The organism is Pseudomonas izuensis (assembly GCF_009861505.1).
GTDB classification, from domain to species: Bacteria; Pseudomonadota; Gammaproteobacteria; order Pseudomonadales; family Pseudomonadaceae; genus Aquipseudomonas; species Aquipseudomonas izuensis.
In genome coordinates, this window is sequence record NZ_WTFT01000007.1 from 132,329 (window position 1) to 153,308 (window position 20,980).

20 protein-coding genes are annotated in these 20,980 nt (G+C 56.3%); 16 read left to right on the forward strand and 4 right to left on the reverse strand.

Annotated elements, in window-relative coordinates:
• Positions 1 to 92: 92 nt before the first annotated feature.
• Genes gyrB through dnaA form a run of 4 tightly spaced genes read right to left on the reverse strand, consistent with a single transcriptional unit; the run spans position 93 to position 6,312 of the window.
• On the reverse strand, positions 93 to 2,510 hold the full coding sequence (gene gyrB, locus GPL81_RS06810; RefSeq protein WP_096515614.1) for a DNA topoisomerase (ATP-hydrolyzing) subunit B: 2,418 nt from the start codon (positions 2,508 to 2,510) through the stop codon (positions 93 to 95).
• 5 nt (positions 2,511 to 2,515) lie between these two features.
• Entirely contained in the window at positions 2,516 to 3,619 is a 1,104-nt protein-coding gene (recF, locus tag GPL81_RS06815; protein WP_007969883.1) for a DNA replication/repair protein RecF, read from the reverse strand.
• 20 nt (positions 3,620 to 3,639) lie between these two features.
• Entirely contained in the window at positions 3,640 to 4,743 is a 1,104-nt protein-coding gene (gene dnaN, locus GPL81_RS06820) for a DNA polymerase III subunit beta (protein WP_090326964.1), read from the reverse strand.
• A 39-nt stretch (positions 4,744 to 4,782) separates the two neighbouring features.
• Entirely contained in the window at positions 4,783 to 6,312 is a 1,530-nt protein-coding gene (dnaA, locus tag GPL81_RS06825) for a chromosomal replication initiator protein DnaA (RefSeq protein WP_160106053.1), read from the reverse strand.
• A 567-nt stretch (positions 6,313 to 6,879) separates the two neighbouring features.
• Here dnaA and rpmH point away from each other — a divergent pair.
• From rpmH to atpG, 16 genes are all read left to right on the forward strand, one after another.
• Positions 6,880 to 7,014, forward strand: a complete 135-nt coding sequence (rpmH, locus tag GPL81_RS06830; RefSeq protein WP_003213577.1) for a 50S ribosomal protein L34 — start codon at positions 6,880 to 6,882, stop codon at positions 7,012 to 7,014.
• A 16-nt stretch (positions 7,015 to 7,030) separates the two neighbouring features.
• A complete protein-coding gene (gene rnpA, locus GPL81_RS06835; RefSeq protein ID WP_197677877.1) occupies positions 7,031 to 7,432 on the forward strand; it encodes a ribonuclease P protein component in 402 nt (133 codons plus the stop codon).
• A complete protein-coding gene (gene yidD, locus GPL81_RS06840) occupies positions 7,425 to 7,670 on the forward strand; it encodes a membrane protein insertion efficiency factor YidD (protein ID WP_010207715.1) in 246 nt (81 codons plus the stop codon). Before rnpA ends, yidD begins: the two co-directional genes overlap by 8 nt.
• 2 nt (positions 7,671 to 7,672) lie before the next feature.
• A complete protein-coding gene (gene yidC / locus GPL81_RS06845) occupies positions 7,673 to 9,352 on the forward strand; it encodes a membrane protein insertase YidC (RefSeq protein WP_160106054.1) in 1,680 nt (559 codons plus the stop codon).
• Between the two features lie 79 nt (positions 9,353 to 9,431).
• The gene (gene mnmE / locus GPL81_RS06850) at positions 9,432 to 10,802 is read left to right on the forward strand and encodes a tRNA uridine-5-carboxymethylaminomethyl(34) synthesis GTPase MnmE (protein WP_160106056.1); all 1,371 of its coding nucleotides are present in this window, start codon (positions 9,432 to 9,434) and stop codon (positions 10,800 to 10,802) included.
• Positions 10,803 to 11,352: 550 nt separating this feature from the next.
• On the forward strand, positions 11,353 to 13,251 hold the full coding sequence (gene mnmG / locus GPL81_RS06855; protein WP_160106058.1) for a tRNA uridine-5-carboxymethylaminomethyl(34) synthesis enzyme MnmG: 1,899 nt from the start codon (positions 11,353 to 11,355) through the stop codon (positions 13,249 to 13,251).
• Positions 13,248 to 13,892: a 16S rRNA (guanine(527)-N(7))-methyltransferase RsmG gene (rsmG, locus tag GPL81_RS06860; protein WP_160106060.1), complete on the forward strand. Its 645-nt coding sequence runs from the start codon at positions 13,248 to 13,250 to the stop codon at positions 13,890 to 13,892. The genes mnmG and rsmG overlap by 4 nt, the downstream gene beginning before the upstream one ends.
• A gap of 18 nt (positions 13,893 to 13,910) precedes the next feature.
• Positions 13,911 to 14,708, forward strand: a complete 798-nt coding sequence (locus tag GPL81_RS06865) for a ParA family protein (RefSeq protein ID WP_060540279.1) — start codon at positions 13,911 to 13,913, stop codon at positions 14,706 to 14,708.
• Positions 14,709 to 14,717: 9 nt separating this feature from the next.
• Positions 14,718 to 15,590, forward strand: coding sequence for a ParB/RepB/Spo0J family partition protein (locus GPL81_RS06870; protein WP_096514129.1), 873 nt, complete (start codon positions 14,718 to 14,720; stop codon positions 15,588 to 15,590).
• A gap of 148 nt (positions 15,591 to 15,738) precedes the next feature.
• Positions 15,739 to 16,146, forward strand: coding sequence for a F0F1 ATP synthase subunit I (locus GPL81_RS06875; RefSeq protein ID WP_160106062.1), 408 nt, complete (start codon positions 15,739 to 15,741; stop codon positions 16,144 to 16,146).
• A gap of 16 nt (positions 16,147 to 16,162) precedes the next feature.
• Positions 16,163 to 17,032, forward strand: a complete 870-nt coding sequence (gene atpB, locus GPL81_RS06880) for a F0F1 ATP synthase subunit A (RefSeq protein WP_007969902.1) — start codon at positions 16,163 to 16,165, stop codon at positions 17,030 to 17,032.
• A 133-nt stretch (positions 17,033 to 17,165) separates the two neighbouring features.
• Positions 17,166 to 17,423 carry a F0F1 ATP synthase subunit C gene (atpE, locus tag GPL81_RS06885; RefSeq protein WP_003097235.1) on the forward strand — a complete coding sequence of 86 codons (258 nt, stop codon included), beginning with the start codon at positions 17,166 to 17,168 and terminating at the stop codon, positions 17,421 to 17,423.
• Positions 17,424 to 17,481: 58 nt separating this feature from the next.
• Positions 17,482 to 17,952, forward strand: coding sequence for a F0F1 ATP synthase subunit B (locus GPL81_RS06890; protein WP_096514131.1), 471 nt, complete (start codon positions 17,482 to 17,484; stop codon positions 17,950 to 17,952).
• A gap of 12 nt (positions 17,953 to 17,964) precedes the next feature.
• Positions 17,965 to 18,501 (forward strand): F0F1 ATP synthase subunit delta, encoded by a 537-nt coding sequence (locus tag GPL81_RS06895; RefSeq protein ID WP_160106064.1) that lies wholly within the window; start codon positions 17,965 to 17,967, stop codon positions 18,499 to 18,501.
• Between the two features lie 21 nt (positions 18,502 to 18,522).
• A complete protein-coding gene (gene atpA / locus GPL81_RS06900; RefSeq protein WP_160106066.1) occupies positions 18,523 to 20,067 on the forward strand; it encodes a F0F1 ATP synthase subunit alpha in 1,545 nt (514 codons plus the stop codon).
• Positions 20,068 to 20,117: 50 nt separating this feature from the next.
• Positions 20,118 to 20,978 carry a F0F1 ATP synthase subunit gamma gene (gene atpG, locus GPL81_RS06905; RefSeq protein WP_085723558.1) on the forward strand — a complete coding sequence of 287 codons (861 nt, stop codon included), beginning with the start codon at positions 20,118 to 20,120 and terminating at the stop codon, positions 20,976 to 20,978.
• The last annotated feature ends 2 nt before the right edge of the window (positions 20,979 to 20,980 follow it).

Consider the following 20,980-nt stretch of genomic DNA (forward strand, 5'->3'; position numbering starts at 1 on the left):
AGAAAAACCCCGACACTAAGGCCGGGGGTTTTCTTTAGATGGCGACAATAATCCGCCCACTTGCGACACTTAATGTGCCCATCGACACGGACTCAGAAATCCAGATTGGAAACCGCCAGGGCGTTGCTTTCGATGAAGTCACGACGAGGTTCGACCGCATCACCCATCAGGGTGTTGAAGATCTGGTCTGCACCGATGGCGTCTTCGATCGTCACCTTCAGCATCCTGCGTACGCTTGGGTCCATGGTGGTTTCCCACAGCTGATCCGGGTTCATCTCGCCCAGACCTTTGTATCGCTGAATGGTGTGACGCTTGGTGCTTTCCGCCATCAGCCAGTCCAGGGCTTCCTTGAACTCGGTGACCGCTTTCTTGCGTTCGCCACGCTGGATGTACGCGCCTTCGTCCAGCAGGGTGCTCAGCTGAGCCCCCAGGGAAACGACGGTTTTGTAGTCATTGCTGCCAAAGAAGTCGCGGTTGAACGTGACATAGTTCGACAGCCCGTGGGAGATCAGCTCGACCTCTGGCAGCCAGACATTACGTTCACGGTCTTCACGCAGGCTGGCCTTGTAAACCAGACCGGATTTTTCGACGGTGCGTAGACGTACTTCGTATTGAGCCAGCCAATCTTGCATCGCTGCGTGATCGGACAGTTGCTCCAGGCTGACGGCCGGCAGGTAGATGAAGTGCTCGGTCAGTTCCTGCGGATACAGGCGCGACAGACGCTTGAGGGTCTTCATTACCAGACGGAAATCATTCACCAGGCGCTCAAGCGCTTCACCGGAAATACCGGGTGCATCTTCGTTCAGGTGCAGGCTCGCGTCTTCCAGGGCCGACTGCGTCATGTACTCTTCCATGGCGTCGTCGTCTTTGATGTATTGCTCTTGCTTGCCTTTCTTGACCTTGTACAGCGGTGGCTGGGCGATATAGATGTAGCCACGCTCGATCAGCTCCGGCAGCTGACGGAAGAAGAAGGTCAGCAGCAGGGTACGGATGTGCGAACCGTCGACGTCAGCATCGGTCATGATGATGATGTTGTGATAACGCAACTTGTCGATGTTGTACTCTTCGCGACCGATGCCGCAGCCCAGGGCGGTGATCAGGGTGCCCACTTCCTGGGACGAGATCATCTTGTCGAAACGTGCCTTCTCGACGTTCAGGATTTTACCCTTGAGGGGCAGAATCGCCTGGGTCTTGCGGTTACGTCCCTGCTTGGCAGAGCCGCCCGCGGAGTCACCTTCCACCAGATACAGTTCGGACAGGGCAGGGTCTTTTTCCTGGCAGTCGGCCAGTTTGCCCGGCAGGCCGGCGATGTCCAGCGCGCCTTTGCGGCGGGTCATCTCACGGGCCTTGCGCGCCGCTTCACGGGCACGCGCGGCGTCGATCATCTTGCCGACAACCAACTTGGCTTCGTTCGGGTTTTCCAGCAGGAAGTCGGAGAAGTACTTGCCCATTTCCTGTTCGACAGCGGTCTTCACTTCGGAAGAGACCAGCTTGTCTTTGGTCTGGGAGCTGAACTTCGGATCCGGCACCTTCACCGAGATGATCGCTGTCAGGCCTTCACGGGCATCGTCACCGGTGGTGGCAACTTTGTGTTTCTTCGCCAGGCCTTCAGCTTCGATGTAGGTGTTCAGGTTACGCGTCAGTGCGGAACGGAAACCCACCAGGTGAGTACCGCCGTCGCGCTGCGGAATGTTGTTGGTGAAGCACAACAGGTTCTCGTTGAAGCTGTCGTTCCACTGCAGGGCGATTTCCACGCCGATGCCGTCTTCACGCTGAATGTTGAAGTGGAACACCTGGTTGACCGGAGTCTTGTTGGTGTTCAGGTATTCAACGAATGCACGCAGGCCACCCTCGTATTTGAACAGCTCTTCCTTGCCGCTGCGCTCATCCTTGAGGACGATACCGACGCCGGAGTTGAGGAAGGACAGTTCACGAATCCGCTTGGCCAGGATGTCCCAACTGAAGTGGATGTTCTTGAAGGTTTCGCTGGAAGCCTTGAAGTGAATCTGGGTACCGGTACTTTCACTGTCGCCAACGATTTTCATCGGCTCCTGTGGAACACCGTGCACGTAGGTCTGTTCCCAGATCTTGCCGCTACGGCGAACAGTGAGCACAAGCTGTTCAGACAGGGCGTTAACTACAGATACACCTACACCGTGCAGGCCGCCGGATACTTTGTAGGAGTTGTCGTCAAACTTACCGCCGGCGTGCAGTACGGTCATGATGACCTCCGCTGCCGAGACGCCTTCTTCTTTATGCACGTCTACCGGAATACCGCGGCCGTTGTCGCGAACGGTGATGGATTCATCCGGATGGATAATGATGCTGATGTCGTCGCAGTGACCGGCCAGAGCTTCGTCGATCGAGTTGTCGACCACCTCGAACACCATGTGGTGCAGACCGCTGCCATCATCGGTGTCGCCAATGTACATACCGGGACGTTTGCGTACGGCATCCAGGCCTTTCAGCACTTTAATGCTCGTTGAGTCGTACGTATTTTCTTCGCTCAATGCCTTCACTCCCGATGGTCGTGGGTCTGGGTGATACGGCCCTGTTCCACGTGGAACAGAGCGACTGGCGTTTCCGTCTGCCAGCCTTCCCTCAATAATTCGTGATCTACACAGGTAATAAACACCTGGCAGCGTAAGTCTTCCAGCAAGCGGCAAAGCGCGCGACGGTGGTGCTCGTCCAGTTCGGACGGCAGGTCATCCACCAGATAAATACACTGACCGCGCCGCGCCTGGCTAACCAGATGCCCTTGGGCAATCCGCAACGCACAAACCACCAGCTTCTGCTGTCCGCGGGACAAGATGTCCGCGGCATTGTGTGCGCCCAGTCTGAGACGCAAATCTGCACGTTGCGGTCCGGCTTGGGTATGCCCCATCTGCTGATCCCGTTGGAGGGAACCGGCGAGCACAGCGCTCAGCTCACGGTCTTTGTCCCATCCTCGGTAATAGCTGAGCGTCAAGCCCTCGAGTTCAACCAGTTCACTCAAGGTCTGTTCAAAGACTGGTTTCAAGGCTTTGATATAAGCGCGACGGTATTCATCGATTTCAGCGCTGGCCTGGCACAGTTCCCTGTCCCAAACCGCTTGCGAAACGGCGTCAAGTGTACCATGCCGCAGCCAAGAGTTTCTCTGGCGCAGGGCCTTCTGCAAACGCTGCCAGGTAGACATGAACCGGGGTTCCACGTGGAACACACCCCAATCGAGAAACTGCCGGCGAATCTTGGGTGCACCTTCCAACAAGCGAAAACTGTCGGGGTTGATCAACTGCAGAGGCAGGATTTCCGCCAACTGCGCAGCACTGCGAGCGTTTTGCCCGTCTATACGGATCTGGAACTCCCCTTGGCGATCGCGCGAAATGCCGAGGGCACTGTGGCCCCCCTCGGCCAGTTCGACCTGACCGAACACCGTGCACGCCAATTGCTCGTACTGAATGACCGGCAACAGGCGGGTGCTACGAAACGAACGGGCAAGCCCCAGCAGGTGGATGGCTTCCAGAACACTGGTTTTGCCGCTGCCGTTGGCGCCGTAAAGAATATTGATTCGGGGGGAGGGGGAGAAGGTCACCGGGTGCAGATTGCGCACCGCGGTGACCGAGACGCGACTTAAGGACATCTAGCTTCTGCTGGGCATGATTACAGACGCATCGGCATAACAACGTAGGCCGAGTCGTCGTTGTCGGACTCTTGCACCAGCGCACTGCTGTTGGAGTCGGACAGGATCAGGCGAACCTGCTCGGTGGTCATCACGCCCAACACGTCGAGCAAGTAGCTCACGTTGAAGCCGATTTCCAGGGAGCCACCGTTGTATTCAACACCCACTTCTTCTTCCGCTTCTTCCTGCTCCGGGTTGTTCGCCTGGATCTTCAGTTGACCGTTGGCCAGTTGCAGACGAATACCGCGGTACTTCTCATTGGACAGAATTGCGGTACGGCTGAAGGCTTCGCGCAGCGCCTGACGATCACCCAGCACCAGTTTGTCGCCGCCCTTGGGCAGCACGCGCTCGTAGTCAGGGAACTTGCCGTCGACCAGTTTCGAGGTGAAGGTAAATTCGCCAGTGGTGGCGCGAATGTGGTGCTGACCCAGGACGATGCTGACGATGCCGTCCGGTTCGGTCAGTAGACGCGCCAGTTCCAGAATACCTTTGCGCGGTACGATGACCTGATGGCGATCAGGCTGACCGATATCGGCCTGCATCGAGCACATGGCCAAGCGATGGCCATCGGTGGCCACGGCACGGATCACACCGGCAGAGACTTCAAGCAGCATGCCATTGAGGTAGTAGCGCACGTCCTGCTGGGCCATGGCGAAGCTGGTCCGCTCGATCAAGCGACGCAACTTGCTTTGCTCGAGGCTGCACGTCAGCGAGCCTGGACCTTCTTCCACCGTCGGGAAGTCATTGGCCGGCAGGGTCGACAGGGTGAAGCGGCTACGACCAGCCTTCACCACAAGCTTCTGCTCGTCGACCTTGATGTCGATCAGCGCATCGTTCGGCAAGCTTTTGCAGATATCCATCAGCTTGCGTGCAGGCACGGTGATCGAACCCGGTTCTGCGGGCTCTTCGAGTTGAACACGGCCGACCAGCTCGACTTCCAGGTCGGTACCGGTCAGCGACAGTTGCTGGCCTTCGACAACCAGCAGCACGTTGGAAAGCACCGGCAAGGTCTGTCGGCGCTCGACGACGCCTGCGACCAGTTGCAGGGGTTTCAACAGGGCTTCGCGTTGAATGGTGAAATGCATGGTCTAGTCCCTTGCCTTAATTAGCTGCGCTGGTGTTCATCAAGTGGTCAGTGTACGCAGCAGGTTCTTGTAGTCCTCGCGGATGTCCGCGTCGGATTCCTTAAGTTCGTTGATCTTGCGGCAGGCGTGCAAAACCGTTGTGTGGTCACGTCCGCCAAACACATCGCCGATCTCCGGCAAACTGTGGTTGGTCAGCTCCTTGGACAATGCCATGGCGACCTGACGCGGGCGGGCGACCGAACGCGAACGACGTTTTGACAGCAAGTCGGAGATCTTGATCTTGTAGTACTCGGCGACGGTGCGCTGAATGTTATCCACAGAGACCAGCTTGTCTTGCAGCGCCAAAAGATCCTTCAAGGATTCACGAATCAGCTCGATGGTGATATCGCGGCCCATGAAGTGCGAATGGGCGATGACGCGTTTAAGCGCGCCTTCCAGTTCACGGACATTGGAGCGAATGCGTTGGGCAATAAAGAACGCCGCGTCGTGGGGTAGTTCGACTTTGGCCTGATCGGCCTTCTTCATCAGGATCGCCACACGAGTTTCAAGCTCCGGCGGTTCGACGGCTACCGTCAACCCCCAACCAAAGCGGGATTTCAGGCGCTCTTCAAGGCCTTCGATTTCTTTCGGGTAGCGGTCACTGGTGAGAATGACTTGCTGGCCACCTTCAAGCAGGGCATTGAAGGTGTGGAAAAACTCTTCCTGAGAACGTTCCTTGCGGGCGAAGAATTGAATGTCGTCAATCAGCAAGGCATCCACCGAGCGGTAGAAACGCTTGAACTCATTGATGGCATTCAGTTGCAAGGCCTTGACCATATCGGCCACGAAGCGCTCGGAATGCAGGTAAACGACCTTGGCATTCGGGTTCTTCTTTAATAGATGGTTACCCACAGCGTGCATCAAGTGGGTTTTACCCAGACCCACACCACCATAAAGGAAGAGCGGGTTATAGCCATGCTTGGGATTGTCCGCCACTTGCCAGGCCGCAGCCCGGGCCAGTTGGTTGGACTTGCCCTCAACGAAGTTTTCGAAGGTAAAGGTGCGGTTCAGGTAGCTGGTGTGCTTGAGCGCACCTTCAACTTGCACGGTGCGTTGTTCAGCACGAACCGGAGCCTGTTGCGAACTGGCGCCGGCCATCGGGTCGAAGCTGTCGCGCGACGGCTCCTCCTCAATGACTTCAGTGGCTTTTTGCGTCGCACGCTTGGTCGGGGCGCTAACCGGTGCTTGTGCCGGAGTACTGTTTGAGGCCGGAGCCGCCTGAACCTGGGACGCAGCAGCAGCGGCGGCCAAAGGCGCATTCGGAGCAGCACGCGGCGCGGAACTGCGTTTACTGCCTATTAATAAGGAGAGTGCAGGCGCCATCCCGTTGCCATGCTCGTCCAGCAATTCCAGAACACGACCCAGGTACTTTTCGTTGACCCAGTCCAGGACAAACCGATTGGGTGCGTAGACACGCAACTCGTCGCCTTCGGCTTCGACCTGTAGTGGACGGATCCAAGTGTTGAATTGTTGGGCAGGCAGTTCATCGCGCAAAAGCTCCACGCACTGCTGCCAAAGTTCCACTGACACGGATATCCCCTAAGTTGAAAGCCGGTGAGGCAAAAACAAGCGCCCATTGTAACGACCAGACGCTGACTTATCCACACGTAGGTGGGCCATCGACCAAGAAGAATCAACGTTTTATACGCAAAAAAGACGACCAATGGTCTGTGAATAAGCTCTGTGGATAACCGGGTCTGAGCTCATTGCACAAGTGGGGGTGAAACTCGGTGGATAACCTGCCTGTGGATAACAGCATCTTTCACACACAGGTTTTCCGACAGCGCAGCACAGCCTGATCACCGTTTTCCACTGTAGTTGTCATTCTCTGTACAGCATGTGAAATAAGGGCTGTGGTCAGTTATCCACAGATGATCGTGCCCTTAGCCTTTATAAGCTTTACAGAAAAGCTTTAAATACTCTCCTTCTTTATTTTTATGTTTAGCGAAGGCGCGAGGCCGACCAAAACGTCTGGAGATCTATTTATAAGGAAACGCTGGTTGGAAATTGACCTAGAGGCTTGCTTTCTCTAGAATCCCCGGTCTCTTAAAACGGGGGCCATTCCGGCCCGTTGTGGACGAACCAGGTAACACGACAATGAAACGTACTTTCCAACCAAGCACTATCAAACGCGCTCGTACCCACGGTTTCCGTGCTCGCATGGCTACCAAGAACGGTCGTGCCGTCCTGTCGCGTCGTCGCGCCAAAGGTCGTGCGCGTCTGGCAGTTTGATAATCCGGCACTGGAGGTGAGTCAGGACTTCAGTCGGGAAAAGCGTCTGCTTACTCCCCGGCATTTCAAGGCAGTCTTTGACTCCCCTACCGGCAAGGTTCCGGGGAAAAATCTCCTGCTCCTTGCGCGCAACAACGATCTTGATCACCCCCGTCTTGGGTTGGTTATCGGGAAAAAGAGCGTAAAGCTCTCCGTCGAGCGCAATCGCCTCAAACGTCTGATGCGCGAATCGTTTCGCCTGAACCAGGATTTACTGGTCGGTTGGGACATCGTTATCGTCGCGCGCAAAGGTTTGGGCGACGTAGAAAACCCCGAATTGATTCAGCATTTCGGCAAACTCTGGAAGCGTCTGGCACGTAGCACGCCGGTACCAGCAGTCAAAACCGAAACTGTAGGGGTAGACAGTCCAGATGCGTAAACTGGCACTCGTTCCGATCCAGTTTTATCGCTATGCCATTAGTCCCCTGATGGCCAGTCACTGTCGTTTCTACCCCAGTTGTTCCTGCTACGCGTTGGAAGCCATCGAAAATCATGGCCTTCTGCGCGGTGGCTGGCTGACCTTTCGTCGTTTAGGTCGCTGTCATCCGTGGAATCCCGGTGGTTATGACCCGGTTCCACCTATCCCTACCTCCCGTTCTTCTTCGATGGCCGAGTAATCATGGATATCAAACGCACGATCCTGATCGTCGCCCTGGCAATCGTGTCCTACGTTATGGTTCTTAAATGGAACCAGGACTATGGTCAGGCTGCCTTGCCGACTCAGAATGTTGCTTCCAGTACGACCGCACCGGGCCTCCCGGATACGGCAACTGGCAATAAAGCGTCCGTCAGTGACGACATTCCACACGCCGCAAACGATACCAGCGCACCTGCCGAAACTCCGGTAGCTGTTAGCACCGACCTCATCCAGATCAAAACGGATGTGCTCGATCTGGCCATCGATCCACAAGGTGGTGATGTTGCCCAGCTGAAACTGCCGCTGTATCCACGTCGCCAGGACCATCCGGAAATTCCGTTCCAGTTGTTCGACAACGGAAACGAGCGCACTTATCTGGCTCAGAGCGGCCTGATCGGCAGCAACGGCCCGGACGCAAGTCCTGCCGGTCGTCCGGTTTACTCCTCGGAGAAGAAGATTTATCAACTGGCTGACGGTCAGGACCAATTGGTCGTGGATCTGAAGTTCAGCAAGGACGGCGTCAATTACATCAAGCGTTTCACCCTGAAACGTGGCCTGTATGACGTAACCGTTTCTTACTTGATCGATAACCAGAGCGCTCAGCCCTGGTCCGGTGCGATGTTCGCGCAATTGAAGCGTGACGCCAGCTCCGATCCTTCTTCCAGCACAGCCACCGGCACCGCGACTTACCTGGGCGCCGCCCTGTGGACACGTTCCGAGCCGTACAAGAAAGTGTCCATGAAAGATATGGACAAGGCCGCGCTGAAAGAAACCGTGAACGGTGGTTGGGTTGCCTGGTTGCAACACTACTTCGTGACCGCGTGGATTCCGGCCAAGGGCGAAAACAATGTCGTCCAGACCCGTAAAGACAGCAAAGGCAACTACATCATTGGTTACACCGGCCCGTCCCTGACCGTAGCGCCAGGTGCCAAGGCTGAAACCAGTGCCATTCTGTACGCGGGTCCGAAAAGCCAGGCTGTGCTGAAAGAGTTGTCCCCAGGTCTGGAACTGACTGTCGACTACGGCATTCTCTGGTTCATCGCACAACCTATCTTCTGGTTGCTGCAACATATCCACGCCATTGTGGGTAACTGGGGCTGGTCGATCATTTTCCTGACCATGCTGATCAAAGGGATCTTCTTCCCGCTGTCGGCTGCCAGCTACAAATCCATGGCGCGCATGCGTGCAGTGGCACCGAAACTGGCCGCGCTGAAAGAACAACATGGCGATGACCGGCAGAAAATGTCGCAGGCCATGATGGAGCTGTACAAAAAAGAGAAGATCAATCCGCTGGGTGGTTGCTTGCCAATCCTCGTGCAGATGCCGGTTTTCCTCTCGCTGTACTGGGTTCTGCTGGAAAGCGTTGAAATGCGCCAGGCGCCGTTCATGCTGTGGATTACTGACCTGTCGATCAAGGATCCGTTCTTCATCCTGCCGATCATCATGGGTGCAACCATGTTCATCCAGCAGCAGTTGAACCCGACTCCACCGGATCCAATGCAGGCCAAGGTGATGAAGCTGATGCCAATCATCTTCACCTTCTTCTTCCTGTGGTTCCCGGCCGGTCTGGTGCTGTACTGGGTAGTGAACAACTGCCTGTCGATCGCCCAACAGTGGTACATCACTCGTAAGATCGAAGCCGCTACCAAAGCGACTGCCTGACTTACACTGTGGATAACCACTCAAAACGCCCCCTAGTGGGGCGTTTTGCTATCTGTCACTTTTGTCTGGGTACCGGTTTATGAGCGTTCCTCGTGAAACCATCGCCGCCGTCGCCACCGCTCAAGGCCGTGGCGGCGTAGGCATCGTCCGTATTTCCGGGCCTTTGGCCAGCGTTGCGGCCAAGGCCTTCAGTGGTCGTGAACTCAAGCCGAGATTCGCCCACTACGGTCCGTTCCTCGGTGAAAACGAAGAGGTGCTGGATCAAGGCATCACACTGTACTTTCCTGGGCCGAACTCGTTCACCGGTGAAGATGTGCTGGAGCTGCAGGGTCATGGCGGCCCGATTGTCCTGGATATGCTGCTCAAGCGCTGCCTGGAACTCGGCTGCCGTCTGGCCAGGCCCGGGGAGTTCAGCGAACGCGCCTTCCTCAACGACAAGCTCGACCTGGCACAGGCCGAAGCCATCGCCGACCTGATCGAGGCAAGTTCTGCACAGGCGGCTCGAAATGCCCTGCGTTCATTGCAAGGTGCATTTTCCCAGCGTGTGCATAACCTCACCGAACAATTGATCGGCCTGCGCATCTACGTCGAAGCAGCCATCGACTTTCCGGAAGAAGAGATCGACTTCCTTGCCGATGGCCATGTGTTGAGCATGCTCGACAAAGTGCGCGAAGAGTTATCCACCGTCTTGCGTGAAGCCGGGCAGGGTGCCTTGCTGCGTGATGGCATGACTGTGGTGATCGCCGGTCGGCCCAATGCCGGGAAATCCAGCCTGCTCAATGCACTGGCCGGCCGAGAGGCGGCTATTGTGACCGAGATTGCCGGCACCACTCGAGACGTTCTTCGCGAACATATCCACATCGACGGTATGCCACTGCACGTTGTCGATACCGCTGGTCTGCGAGATACCGATGATCATGTGGAAAAAATCGGCGTCGAACGGGCATTGAAAGCCATTGGTGAAGCCGATCGTGTGCTGTTGGTCGTTGATGCCACAGCGCCCGAAGCCATTGATCCCTTCGCCTTGTGGCCCGAATTCCTTGAAACCCGCCCAGATCCGGCAAAAGTCACGCTGATCCGCAATAAAGCTGACTTGACGGGGGAAACGATTGCCCTGGATGTCAGCGACGATGGCCATGTCACCATCAGTCTCAGTGCCAAGTCTGCAGGTGTCGGCCTGGAATTACTGCGAGAACACCTCAAGGCCTGCATGGGTTACGAGCAAACCTCGGAAAGCAGCTTCAGCGCTCGCCGACGTCACCTTGAAGCGCTTCGCCATGCCAGTGCATCCCTGGAACACGGTCACGCTCAACTGACACTGGCCGGCGCTGGAGAATTGCTGGCCGAGGATCTGCGACAGGCTCAGCAATTCCTTGGGGAAATCACGGGTGCCTTTAGCTCCGATGATCTCTTGGGACGAATTTTCTCCAGCTTCTGCATCGGTAAGTAGTCCTTCGCTGTCCACAGACAGGCCATCCGTGCCTGTCTGCTCCCTCCTTTTCTGAAACAAAACCTCCAGTGCCGAGCAGATTCTCTCTGCTTGAGCGGATTCGTCGTGCCCAAAATTCGTTCGCCCACCACTTTTCTGTGGATTAAGCCCTGTGAATAACTGCTATTGAGGGCAGTTGATAACAGGGCCTCAAAACTGAAGATAACCGCCTCTGTGGATAACCACCCCATTCATCCACAGGCTTAAACGGGTTATCCAAGGGCCTCCTTGGCACATGATCACAGGGTTTTGAATCTCTGTACATTACGTAAATAAAGGGCTGTATGACTTTATCCACAGAAAGCGTGGTCAGTAGAAATAAACATAAAAACAAAGATTTAATAAATTTCTCTCTTTTTAATTTCTATAACTCCGACTTCTCCACAGCTGGTTAAATTTTGTGCAAAGGGTTCTTTAGGAAGGGCGAAGTCCCTATACTTGTCGACCAGGTCCAAAAACCTGAGCTCAAACTATTCCTGAATTACCTACTTAAGCAGGCACGAGGTGCGTGGTGGATTTCCCTTCCCGTTTTGAAGTGATCGTCATCGGCGGCGGTCATGCCGGTACCGAGGCAGCACTGGCCTCAGCACGTATGGGGGTGAAAACCCTGTTGCTGACGCACAACGTGGAAACCCTCGGAGCCATGAGCTGCAACCCCGCTATCGGCGGTATTGGCAAAAGCCACCTGGTCAAGGAAATCGATGCCCTGGGCGGCGCGATGGCCATGGCTACCGATAAAGGTGGTATTCAATTTCGCGTATTGAACAGCCGCAAAGGACCTGCCGTGCGAGCAACCCGCGCTCAGGCCGACCGGGTTCTGTACAAGGCCGCTGTCCGCGAAATCCTGGAAAACCAGCCGAACCTGTGGATATTTCAACAAGCGGCTGATGACCTGATCGTCGAGCAGGAACAAGTGCGTGGTGTTGTTACGCAGATGGGCCTGCGTTTCCTCGCGGATTCGGTGGTTTTGACCACCGGTACCTTCCTCGGTGGACTTATCCACATCGGGTTGCAGAATTTTTCCGGCGGTCGCGCCGGTGATCCACCATCGATCGCGCTGGCTCATCGTCTGCGTGAACTGCCATTGCGTGTAGGCCGTTTGAAAACCGGCACACCGCCGCGTATCGACGCCCGGTCTGTGGATTTCTCGGTGATGACCGAACAACCGGGCGATCTGCCGATCCCGGTGATGTCGTTCATGGGCAACAAGGAACAGCATCCACGGCAGGTCAGTTGCTGGATTACCCACACGAATGCGCGCACTCACGAAATCATTGCCGCGAACCTCGACCGTTCGCCGATGTATTCCGCTGCCGGTGAGATCGAAGGCATCGGCCCGCGTTACTGCCCGTCAATCGAAGACAAGATCCATCGCTTTGCCGATAAGGAAAGCCATCAGGTTTTCATCGAGCCGGAAGGCCTGACGACAAACGAGCTGTACCCGAACGGGATATCCACATCCCTGCCGTTCGATGTGCAATTGCAGATCGTGCAATCGATTCGCGGCATGGAAAACGCGCACATCGTGCGTCCCGGTTACGCCATCGAATATGACTACTTCGATCCGCGCGACCTGAAGTACAGCCTGGAAACCAAAGTCATCGGTGGCCTGTTTTTCGCCGGACAAATCAACGGTACAACCGGTTACGAAGAAGCCGGCGCCCAGGGTTTGCTGGCCGGAACCAATGCCGCGCTGCGTGCACAGGGCAAAGATGCCTGGTGTCCGCGTCGCGACGAAGCCTACATCGGCGTATTGGTCGACGACCTGATTACCCTCGGTACTCAAGAGCCGTACCGGATGTTCACATCCCGTGCCGAATACCGTCTGATCTTGCGTGAAGACAACGCGGACCTGCGCCTGACCGAAAAAGGCCGCGAACTGGGCCTGGTGGATGACGTGCGTTGGGCGGCTTTCTGCAAAAAACGCGAAAGCATCGAACTGGAAGAGCAGCGTCTGAAAAGCACCTGGGTTCGCCCGGGCACCGAACAAGGTGATGCCATCGCCGAAAAATTCGGCACGCCACTGACTCACGAATACAACCTGCTCAATCTCTTGAGCCGTCCGGAAATCGACTACGCTGGTCTGATCGAAGTGACCGGTGGCGGGGCAGAAGATCCACAGGTAGCCGAGCAGGTCGAGATCAAGACCAAATACGCCGGTTACATCGATCGTCAACAGGATGAGATCGCTCGTTTGCGCGCCAGCGAAGACACGAAACTGCCTGTGGATATCGATTACACGAACATTTCCGGTCTCTCCAAAGAGATCCAGAGCAAGCTTGGTGCGACCCGCCCAGAGACTTTGGGCCAGGCCTCGCGTATCCCGGGCGTAACGCCGGCAGCGATTTCGCTGTTGATGATTCATTTGAAAAAACGCGGCGCGGGCCGTCAGTTGGAGCAAAGCGCTTGAGTTCGTTGGTCACTTCGCAACATGCAGAAGAGTTATCCACAGGTGCCCGCCAGCTTGGCGTCACGCTGACAGACGCCCAGCACGCGCAACTGCTGGGTTATCTGGCCCTGTTGATCAAATGGAACAAGGCTTACAACCTGACCGCCGTGCGTGATCCGGATGAGATGGTGTCCCGTCATTTGCTCGATAGCTTGAGCGTGATGTCGTTCATCGAAAACGGTCGCTGGCTGGACGTAGGCAGTGGCGGCGGGATGCCAGGCATTCCCCTGGCCATCCTGTATCCACAGTCTCAAGTCACCTGCCTGGATAGCAACGGCAAGAAAACCCGCTTCCTCACCCAGGTCAAACTCGAACTCAAGCTGGATAACCTGCAAGTTATCCACAGTCGCGTCGAAGCCTTCCAGCCTGCTCAACCGTTCAACGGGATCATTTCCCGAGCGTTCAGCAGCATGGAAAACTTCACCAACTGGACTCGCCACCTCGGTGACACTGAAACACGCTGGTTGGCAATGAAGGGCGTTCATCCCGCCGATGAGCTGGTAGCATTGCCGACAGACTTCCACCTCGATAGCGAACACGCCCTGGCCGTACCCGGTTGCCAAGGCCAACGCCATCTGCTGATACTGCGCCGCACGGCATGATTGGGAACACAAGCAAGAATGGCTAAGGTATTCGCGATAGCGAACCAGAAGGGTGGTGTGGGCAAGACCACCACCTGCATCAACCTCGCAGCATCCCTCGTCGCAACCAAGCGCCGGGTGTTGTTGATCGATCTCGATCCACAGGGCAACGCCACCATGGGTAGCGGTGTGGATAAACACGGCCTGGAAAACTCGGTTTATGACCTGCTGATCGGCGAGTGCGATCTGGCCCAGGCGATGCATTTTTCCGAACACGGTGGTTACCAGTTGTTGCCGGCTAACCGCGATCTCACCGCGGCTGAAGTGGTGCTGCTGGAAATGCAGATGAAGGAAAGCCGCCTGCGCAGTGCATTGGCGCCGATCCGTGAAAACTACGATTACATCCTGATTGATTGCCCGCCGTCGCTTTCGATGCTGACTTTGAACGCACTGGTTGCCGCAGACGGGGTCATTATCCCGATGCAATGTGAGTACTTCGCACTCGAAGGCTTGAGCGACCTTGTGGATAACATCAAGCGCATCGCTGAATTGCTGAACCCGAACCTCAAGGTCGAGGGCCTGTTGCGGACGATGTACGACCCGCGCCTGAGCCTGATGAACGATGTGTCGGCGCAGCTCAAGGAACACTTTGGCGATCAGCTCTACGACACTGTCATTCCGCGCAACATTCGACTGGCCGAGGCCCCAAGCTACGGCATGCCGGCGTTGGCGTACGACAAAGCATCACGCGGCGCCGTTGCCTATTTGGCTCTGGCGGGCGAAATGGTTCGTCGTCAGCGTAAAAACTCACGCATCGCCGCTGCTCAGGCAACTTAAGGAATCCCCATGGCCGTCAAGAAACGAGGTCTCGGACGTGGACTGGATGCACTGCTGAGTGGTCCGACTATCAGTTCGCTGGAAGAACAGGCGGTGCAAGCCGATCAACGCGAGTTGCAACATTTGCCGCTGGATCTGCTCCAGCGTGGCAAATACCAGCCTCGGCGCGATATGGATATTCAGGCACTCGAAGAGCTGGCGCAGTCGATCAAGGCCCAGGGCGTCATGCAACCGATAGTGGTTCGTCCGATTGCCGGCGGCCGCTTCGAAATCATCGCGGGTGAACGCCGCTGGCGTGCCAGTCAGCAGGCCGGCCAGGAAACCATCCCGGCGATGGTTCGCGATGTGCCGGATGAAACCGCTATCGCCATGGCGCTGATCGAAAACATCCAGCGCGAAGACCTCAATCCGATTGAAGAAGCGGTCGCCCTGCAGCGTTTGCAGCAGGAGTTCCAGCTGACCCAGCAACAAGTGGCCGAAGCGGTGGGCAAGTCTCGGGTGACCGTGGCCAACTTGTTGCGGCTGATATCGCTGCCCGAGGTCATCAAGACCATGTTGTCCCATGGTGACCTGGAAATGGGTCATGCCCGTGCGTTGCTCGGTTTGCCCGACAATCAACAGGTTGAAGGGGCGCGACATGTTGTCGCACGCGGGCTGACCGTACGCCAGACTGAAGCACTGGTTCGCCAGTGGTTGAGTGGCAAACCGGAGCCCGTCGAACCTGCAAAACCGGACCCGGATATCGCCCGGTTGGAGCAGCGTCTGGCCGAGCGCCTAGGCTCTGCGGTGCAGATTCGGCATGGTAAGAAGGGTAAAGGGCAGTTAGTGATTGGATATAACTCCCTGGATGAACTACAAGGTGTACTCGCACATATCCGCTGAAACATTTCCTCATGTAGCGGGCAGTCGGAAATCACTACCTGACAGTTGAATAGGGGCAGAACCGCCCCTATACTCTGCGCGCATTTTGTCGGCACAAATTATGCCAAGTTATTGAATTTCGGCAGCCGACCATTGGAGAGCAATAGTGATGGAAACACGCACGCCAAACCGCTTGCCGTTCCATCGCCTGGCAGTTTTTCCGGTGTTGATGGCTCAACTTGTCATTCTGCTGATTGCCGCTTTGGCGCTCTGGCGATGGTATGGAGTCGTTGCCGGGTACTCGGGACTTTGCGGAGGCCTGATAGCCTTGCTGCCCAATGTTTATTTCGCTCACAGGGCATTTCGGTTTTCCGGCGCCCGAGCAGCTCAAGCCATCGTCCGGTCTTTTTATGCCGGCGAGGCGGGCAAATTGATTTTGACGGCGGTGCTCTTTGCATTGACGTTCGCAGGTGTGAAGCCATTGGCGCCGCTAGCTGTATTCGGCGTCTTCGTGCTGACCCAACTGGTCAGTTGGTTCGCTCCCCTGTTGATGAGAACAAGACTTTCGAGACCTTAGGGCGTTTGAGGCAACCATGGCAGAAACAACCGCTTCGGGCTATATCCAGCACCACTTGCAGAACCTGACTTTCGGTCAGCACCCTACCGGCGGCTGGGGCTTTGCCCACACCGCAGCAGAAGCCAAGGAAATGGGCTTCTGGGCTTTCCACGTCGATACACTCGGCTGGTCGGTCGCATTGGGTCTGATCTTCGTTCTTCTTTTCCGCATGGCGGCAAAGAAGGCGACTTCCGGTCAGCCAGGTGCTTTGCAGAACTTCGTTGAAGTATTGGTCGAATTCGTCGATGGCAGCGTGAAAGACAGCTTCCATGGCCGTAGCCCGGTGATCGCACCGCTGGCACTGACCATCTTCGTCTGGGTGTTCCTGATGAACGCCGTCGACCTGGTACCGGTCGACTGGATTCCTCAGTTGGCCATCCTGATCTCCGGCGACCACCACATCCCATTCCGCGCCGTGTCGACTACCGACCCGAACGCGACCCTGGGCATGGCGTTCTCGGTTTTCGCACTGATCATTTTCTATAGCATCAAGGTCAAGGGCCTCGGCGGCTTCATCGGCGAGCTCACCCTGCACCCGTTCGGCAGCAAGAACATCTTCGTTCAGGCCCTGCTGATCCCGGTGAACTTCCTGCTGGAGTTCGTGACCCTGATCGCCAAGCCGATTTCCCTGGCTCTGCGTCTGTTCGGCAACATGTATGCCGGCGAGCTGGTGTTCATTCTGATCGCTGTGATGTTCGGCAGCGGCCTGCTCTGGCTCAGCGGCCTGGGCGTTGTTCTGCAGTGGGCGTGGGCAGTGTTCCACATCCTGATCATCACCCTGCAGGCGTTCATCTTCATGATGCTGACCATCGTCTACCTGTCGATGGCGCACGAAGAAAACCATTAAGACCAGTCTCGACTAGTCTGATGTCCCTCCCGGTCAAACGGGAGGGGAGTCCCCACCGGGTCTCTGAAACGATTTGTTTTACCGCTTTAATCTAAAAAACCTAAACCATACGACGTAAAAGTCGGGAGGAAAGATGGAAACTGTAGTTGGTCTAACCGCTATCGCTGTTGCACTGTTGATCGGCCTGGGCGCACTGGGTACCGCAATTGGTTTCGGCCTGTTGGGCGGCAAGTTCCTGGAAGGCGCAGCGCGTCAACCAGAAATGGTTCCAATGCTGCAAGTCAAAATGTTCATCGTTGCCGGTCTGCTCGACGCCGTAACCATGATCGGTGTTGGTATCGCTCTGTTCTTCACCTTTGCGAACCCGTTCGTTGGTCAGATCGCTGGCTAATTACTCGGATCTTCCGAGTGATTTGATGTGATGGACAACGTAACTGCGAGGTGTTGGCGTGAACATTAATGCGACCCTGATTGGCCAGTCCGTTGCGTTCCTCATTTTTGTACTGTTCTGCATGAAGTTCGTATGGCCTCCGGTCATCACGGCATTGCACGAACGTCAAAAGAAGATCGCGGATGGACTGGACGCTGCCAGCCGAGCAGCTCGCGACCTGGAGTTGGCCCAAGAGAAAGCGGGTCAACAACTGCGCGAAGCGAAAGCTCAGGCAGCTGAAATCATCGAGCAAGCCAAGAAGCGCGGTACTCAGATCGTCGACGAAGCCCGTGAACAGGCTCGCGTCGAAGCTGACCGTGTGAAGGCTCAGGCTCAGGCCGAGATCGAACAGGAACTGAACAGCGTCAAAGACGCGCTGCGCGCCCAAGTGGGTAGCCTGGCCGTTGACGGTGCTTCGAAGATCCTGGGCAAGTCAATCGATCAAAACGCGCACGCAGAGCTGGTTAACCAACTGGCTGCTGAAATCTAAGCGAGGGCGATCATGGCAGAACTGACCACGTTGGCCCGACCTTACGCTAAGGCGGCCTTCGAGCACGCTCAGGCCCACCAGCAACTGGCCAATTGGTCAGCCATGCTCGGCCTGGCAGCAGCGGTGTCGGAAGACGACACCATGCAGCGCGTGCTCAAGGCCCCGCGACTGACGAGCGCAGAAAAGGCCGCCACGTTTATTGACGTGTGCGGCGACAAGTTTGATGCCAAGGCACAGAATTTCATCCACGTTGTTGCCGAAAACGAGCGCCTCCTGCTTCTGCCGGAGATCGCCGCTCTGTTCGACCTGTACAAGGCCGAGCAAGAGAAATCGGTAGACGTAGAAGTGACCAGTGCTTTTGCATTGAACCAAGAACAGCAAGACAAACTCGCCAAGGTTCTCAGTGCACGACTCAACCGGGAAGTGCGCCTGCAAGTCGAGGAAGACAGTTCCCTTATTGGGGGCATTGTCGTCCGCGCCGGCGACCTGGTTATCGATGGCTCGATTCGCGGCAAAATCGCGAAACTTGCCGAAGCATTGAAATCTTGAGTTTGAAGGGGCAGCAGAGCAATGCAGCAACTCAATCCTTCCGAAATAAGTGAAATTATCAAGGGCCGCATCGACAAGCTCGATGTGACCTCCCAAGCCCGTAACGAAGGCACTGTCGTCAGCGTATCTGACGGTATCGTGCGGATTCACGGTCTGGCCGACGTTATGTCCGGCGAGATGATCGAGTTTCCGGGCGGCGTCTACGGTATGGCCCTCAACCTGGAGCAAGATTCCGTAGGTGCCGTTATTTTGGGCGCATACCAGGGTCTGGCTGAAGGCATGAGCGCCAAGTGCACTGGCCGCATCCTGGAAGTTCCGGTTGGTAAGGAACTGCTGGGTCGCGTAGTCGATGCACTGGGTAACCCGGTTGACGGCAAAGGTCCACTGAACAACACCCAGACCGATGCGGTCGAGAAAGTTGCTCCAGGCGTGATCTGGCGTAAGTCGGTAGACCAGCCTGTACAGACTGGCTACAAGGCTGTCGATGCCATGATCCCGGTCGGCCGTGGCCAGCGTGAGCTGATCATCGGTGACCGTCAGATCGGTAAAACCGCTCTGGCGATCGACGCGATCATTAACCAGAAAGACAGCGGCATTTTCTGCGTCTACGTAGCTATCGGTCAGAAGCAATCGACCATCGCCAACGTGGTTCGCAAGCTGGAAGAAAACGGCGCACTGAAAAACACGATCATCGTGGCTGCCAGTGCTTCGGAATCTCCTGCGCTGCAATACCTGGCTCCGTACGCCGGTTGCACCATGGGTGAATTCTTCCGCGACCGCGGTGAAGACGCGCTGATCGTTTATGACGATCTGTCCAAGCAGGCAGTGGCTTACCGCCAGATCTCCCTGCTGCTGCGCCGTCCACCAGGCCGTGAAGCTTACCCAGGCGACGTGTTCTATCTCCACTCCCGTCTGCTGGAGCGCGCATCCCGCGTTTCGGAAGAGTACGTAGAGAAGTTCACCAACGGTGCAGTGACTGGCAAAACCGGTTCCCTGACCGCCCTGCCGATCATCGAAACCCAGGCTGGCGACGTTTCCGCGTTCGTTCCGACCAACGTGATTTCCATCACCGACGGTCAGATCTTCCTGGAATCGGCCATGTTCAACTCGGGCATCCGTCCTGCAGTGAACGCCGGTGTTTCGGTATCCCGTGTGGGTGGTGCCGCTCAGACCAAGATCATCAAGAAGCTCTCCGGTGGTATCCGTACCGCTCTGGCTCAGTACCGTGAACTGGCGGCATTCGCCCAGTTCGCTTCTGACCTGGACGAAGCGACCCGTAAGCAACTTGAGCATGGTCAGCGCGTTACCGAGCTGATGAAGCAGAAGCAATACGCGCCAATGTCGATCGCCGACATGTCGCTGTCGCTGTATGCCGCTGAGCGTGGGTTCCTGACTGACGTTGAAATCGCCAAAGTCGGCAGCTTCGAGCAAGCGCTGATTGCTTACTTCAACCGCGATCACGCCGAACTGATGGCGAAGATCAACGTGAAGGGTGACTTCAATGACGAAATCGATGGCGGCCTGAAAGCCGGTATCGAGAAGTTCAAGGCCACCCAAACCTGGTAAGCCGCAGCGGGAGTCGCAAGGCTCCCGCTTGCTAACCTGATAGGTGTTACATGGCAGGCGCAAAAGAGATTCGCAGTAAGATTGCGAGCATCAAAAGCACGCAAAAGATTACCAGCGCCATGGAAAAAGTGGCGGTCAGCAAAATGCGCAAGGCACAAATGCGCATGGCTGCTAGCCGTCCTTATGCGGAGCGCATCCGCCAGGTTATTGGTCATCTGGCCAACGCTAACCCGGAATATCGCCACCCGTTCATGATCGACCGCGAAGTAAAGCGCGTAGGTTATGTCGTAGTGAGCAGTGACCGTGGTCTGTGTGGTGGCTTGAACACCAACCTGTTCAAGGCTTTGGTCAAGGACATGGCGGTAAACCGCGAAAACGGCGTCGAGATCGATCTGTGTGTAGTTGGTAGCAAGGGTGCGGCATTCTTCCGCAACTTCGGCGGTAACGTCGTTGCAGCTATCAGCCACCTGGGTGAAGAGCCGTCGATCAATGATCTGATCGGCAGCGTCAAGGTGATGCTGGATGCCTACCTGGACGGCCGTATTGACCGCCTGTCCGTGGTTTCCAACAAGTTCATCAACACCATGACACAACAGCCAACCGTGGAGCAGTTGATTCCGCTGGTGGCAACCCCGGATCAAGACCTCAAGCACCACTGGGACTATCTCTATGAACCGGATGCCAAGGAGCTGCTCGACGGCTTGATGGTCCGTTACGTGGAGTCGCAGGTCTACCAGGCGGTGGTCGAGAACAATGCGGCTGAACAAGCTGCGCGGATGATCGCGATGAAGAACGCTACCGACAACGCCGGTGATTTGATCAGCGATTTGCAGCTGGTCTACAACAAGGCGCGTCAGGCTGCGATCACCCAAGAGATCTCGGAAATCGTCGGCGGCGCTGCCGCGGTTTAACG

Excerpts from the sequence above, each read along its gene's own strand:
- atpG (WP_085723558.1), top strand. The coding sequence starts at position 20,118 with ATGGCAGGCGCAAAAGAGATTCGCAGTAAGATTGCGAGCATCAAAAGC.
- atpE (WP_003097235.1), top strand. The coding sequence starts at position 17,166 with ATGGAAACTGTAGTTGGTCTAACCGCTATCGCTGTTGCACTGTTGATC.
- GPL81_RS06875 (WP_160106062.1), top strand. The coding sequence starts at position 15,739 with ATGGAAACACGCACGCCAAACCGCTTGCCGTTCCATCGCCTGGCAGTT.
- GPL81_RS06870 (WP_096514129.1), top strand. The coding sequence starts at position 14,718 with ATGGCCGTCAAGAAACGAGGTCTCGGACGTGGACTGGATGCACTGCTG.
- mnmE (WP_160106056.1), top strand. The coding sequence starts at position 9,432 with ATGAGCGTTCCTCGTGAAACCATCGCCGCCGTCGCCACCGCTCAAGGC.
- yidC (WP_160106054.1), top strand. The coding sequence starts at position 7,673 with ATGGATATCAAACGCACGATCCTGATCGTCGCCCTGGCAATCGTGTCC.
- GPL81_RS06865 (WP_060540279.1), top strand. The coding sequence starts at position 13,911 with ATGGCTAAGGTATTCGCGATAGCGAACCAGAAGGGTGGTGTGGGCAAG.
- GPL81_RS06895 (WP_160106064.1), top strand. The coding sequence starts at position 17,965 with ATGGCAGAACTGACCACGTTGGCCCGACCTTACGCTAAGGCGGCCTTC.
- atpB (WP_007969902.1), top strand. The coding sequence starts at position 16,163 with ATGGCAGAAACAACCGCTTCGGGCTATATCCAGCACCACTTGCAGAAC.
- rpmH (WP_003213577.1), top strand. The coding sequence starts at position 6,880 with ATGAAACGTACTTTCCAACCAAGCACTATCAAACGCGCTCGTACCCAC.
- yidD (WP_010207715.1), top strand. The coding sequence starts at position 7,425 with ATGCGTAAACTGGCACTCGTTCCGATCCAGTTTTATCGCTATGCCATT.
- atpA (WP_160106066.1), top strand. The coding sequence starts at position 18,523 with ATGCAGCAACTCAATCCTTCCGAAATAAGTGAAATTATCAAGGGCCGC.
- recF (WP_007969883.1), bottom strand. The coding sequence starts at position 3,619 with ATGTCCTTAAGTCGCGTCTCGGTCACCGCGGTGCGCAATCTGCACCCG.
- dnaN (WP_090326964.1), bottom strand. The coding sequence starts at position 4,743 with ATGCATTTCACCATTCAACGCGAAGCCCTGTTGAAACCCCTGCAACTG.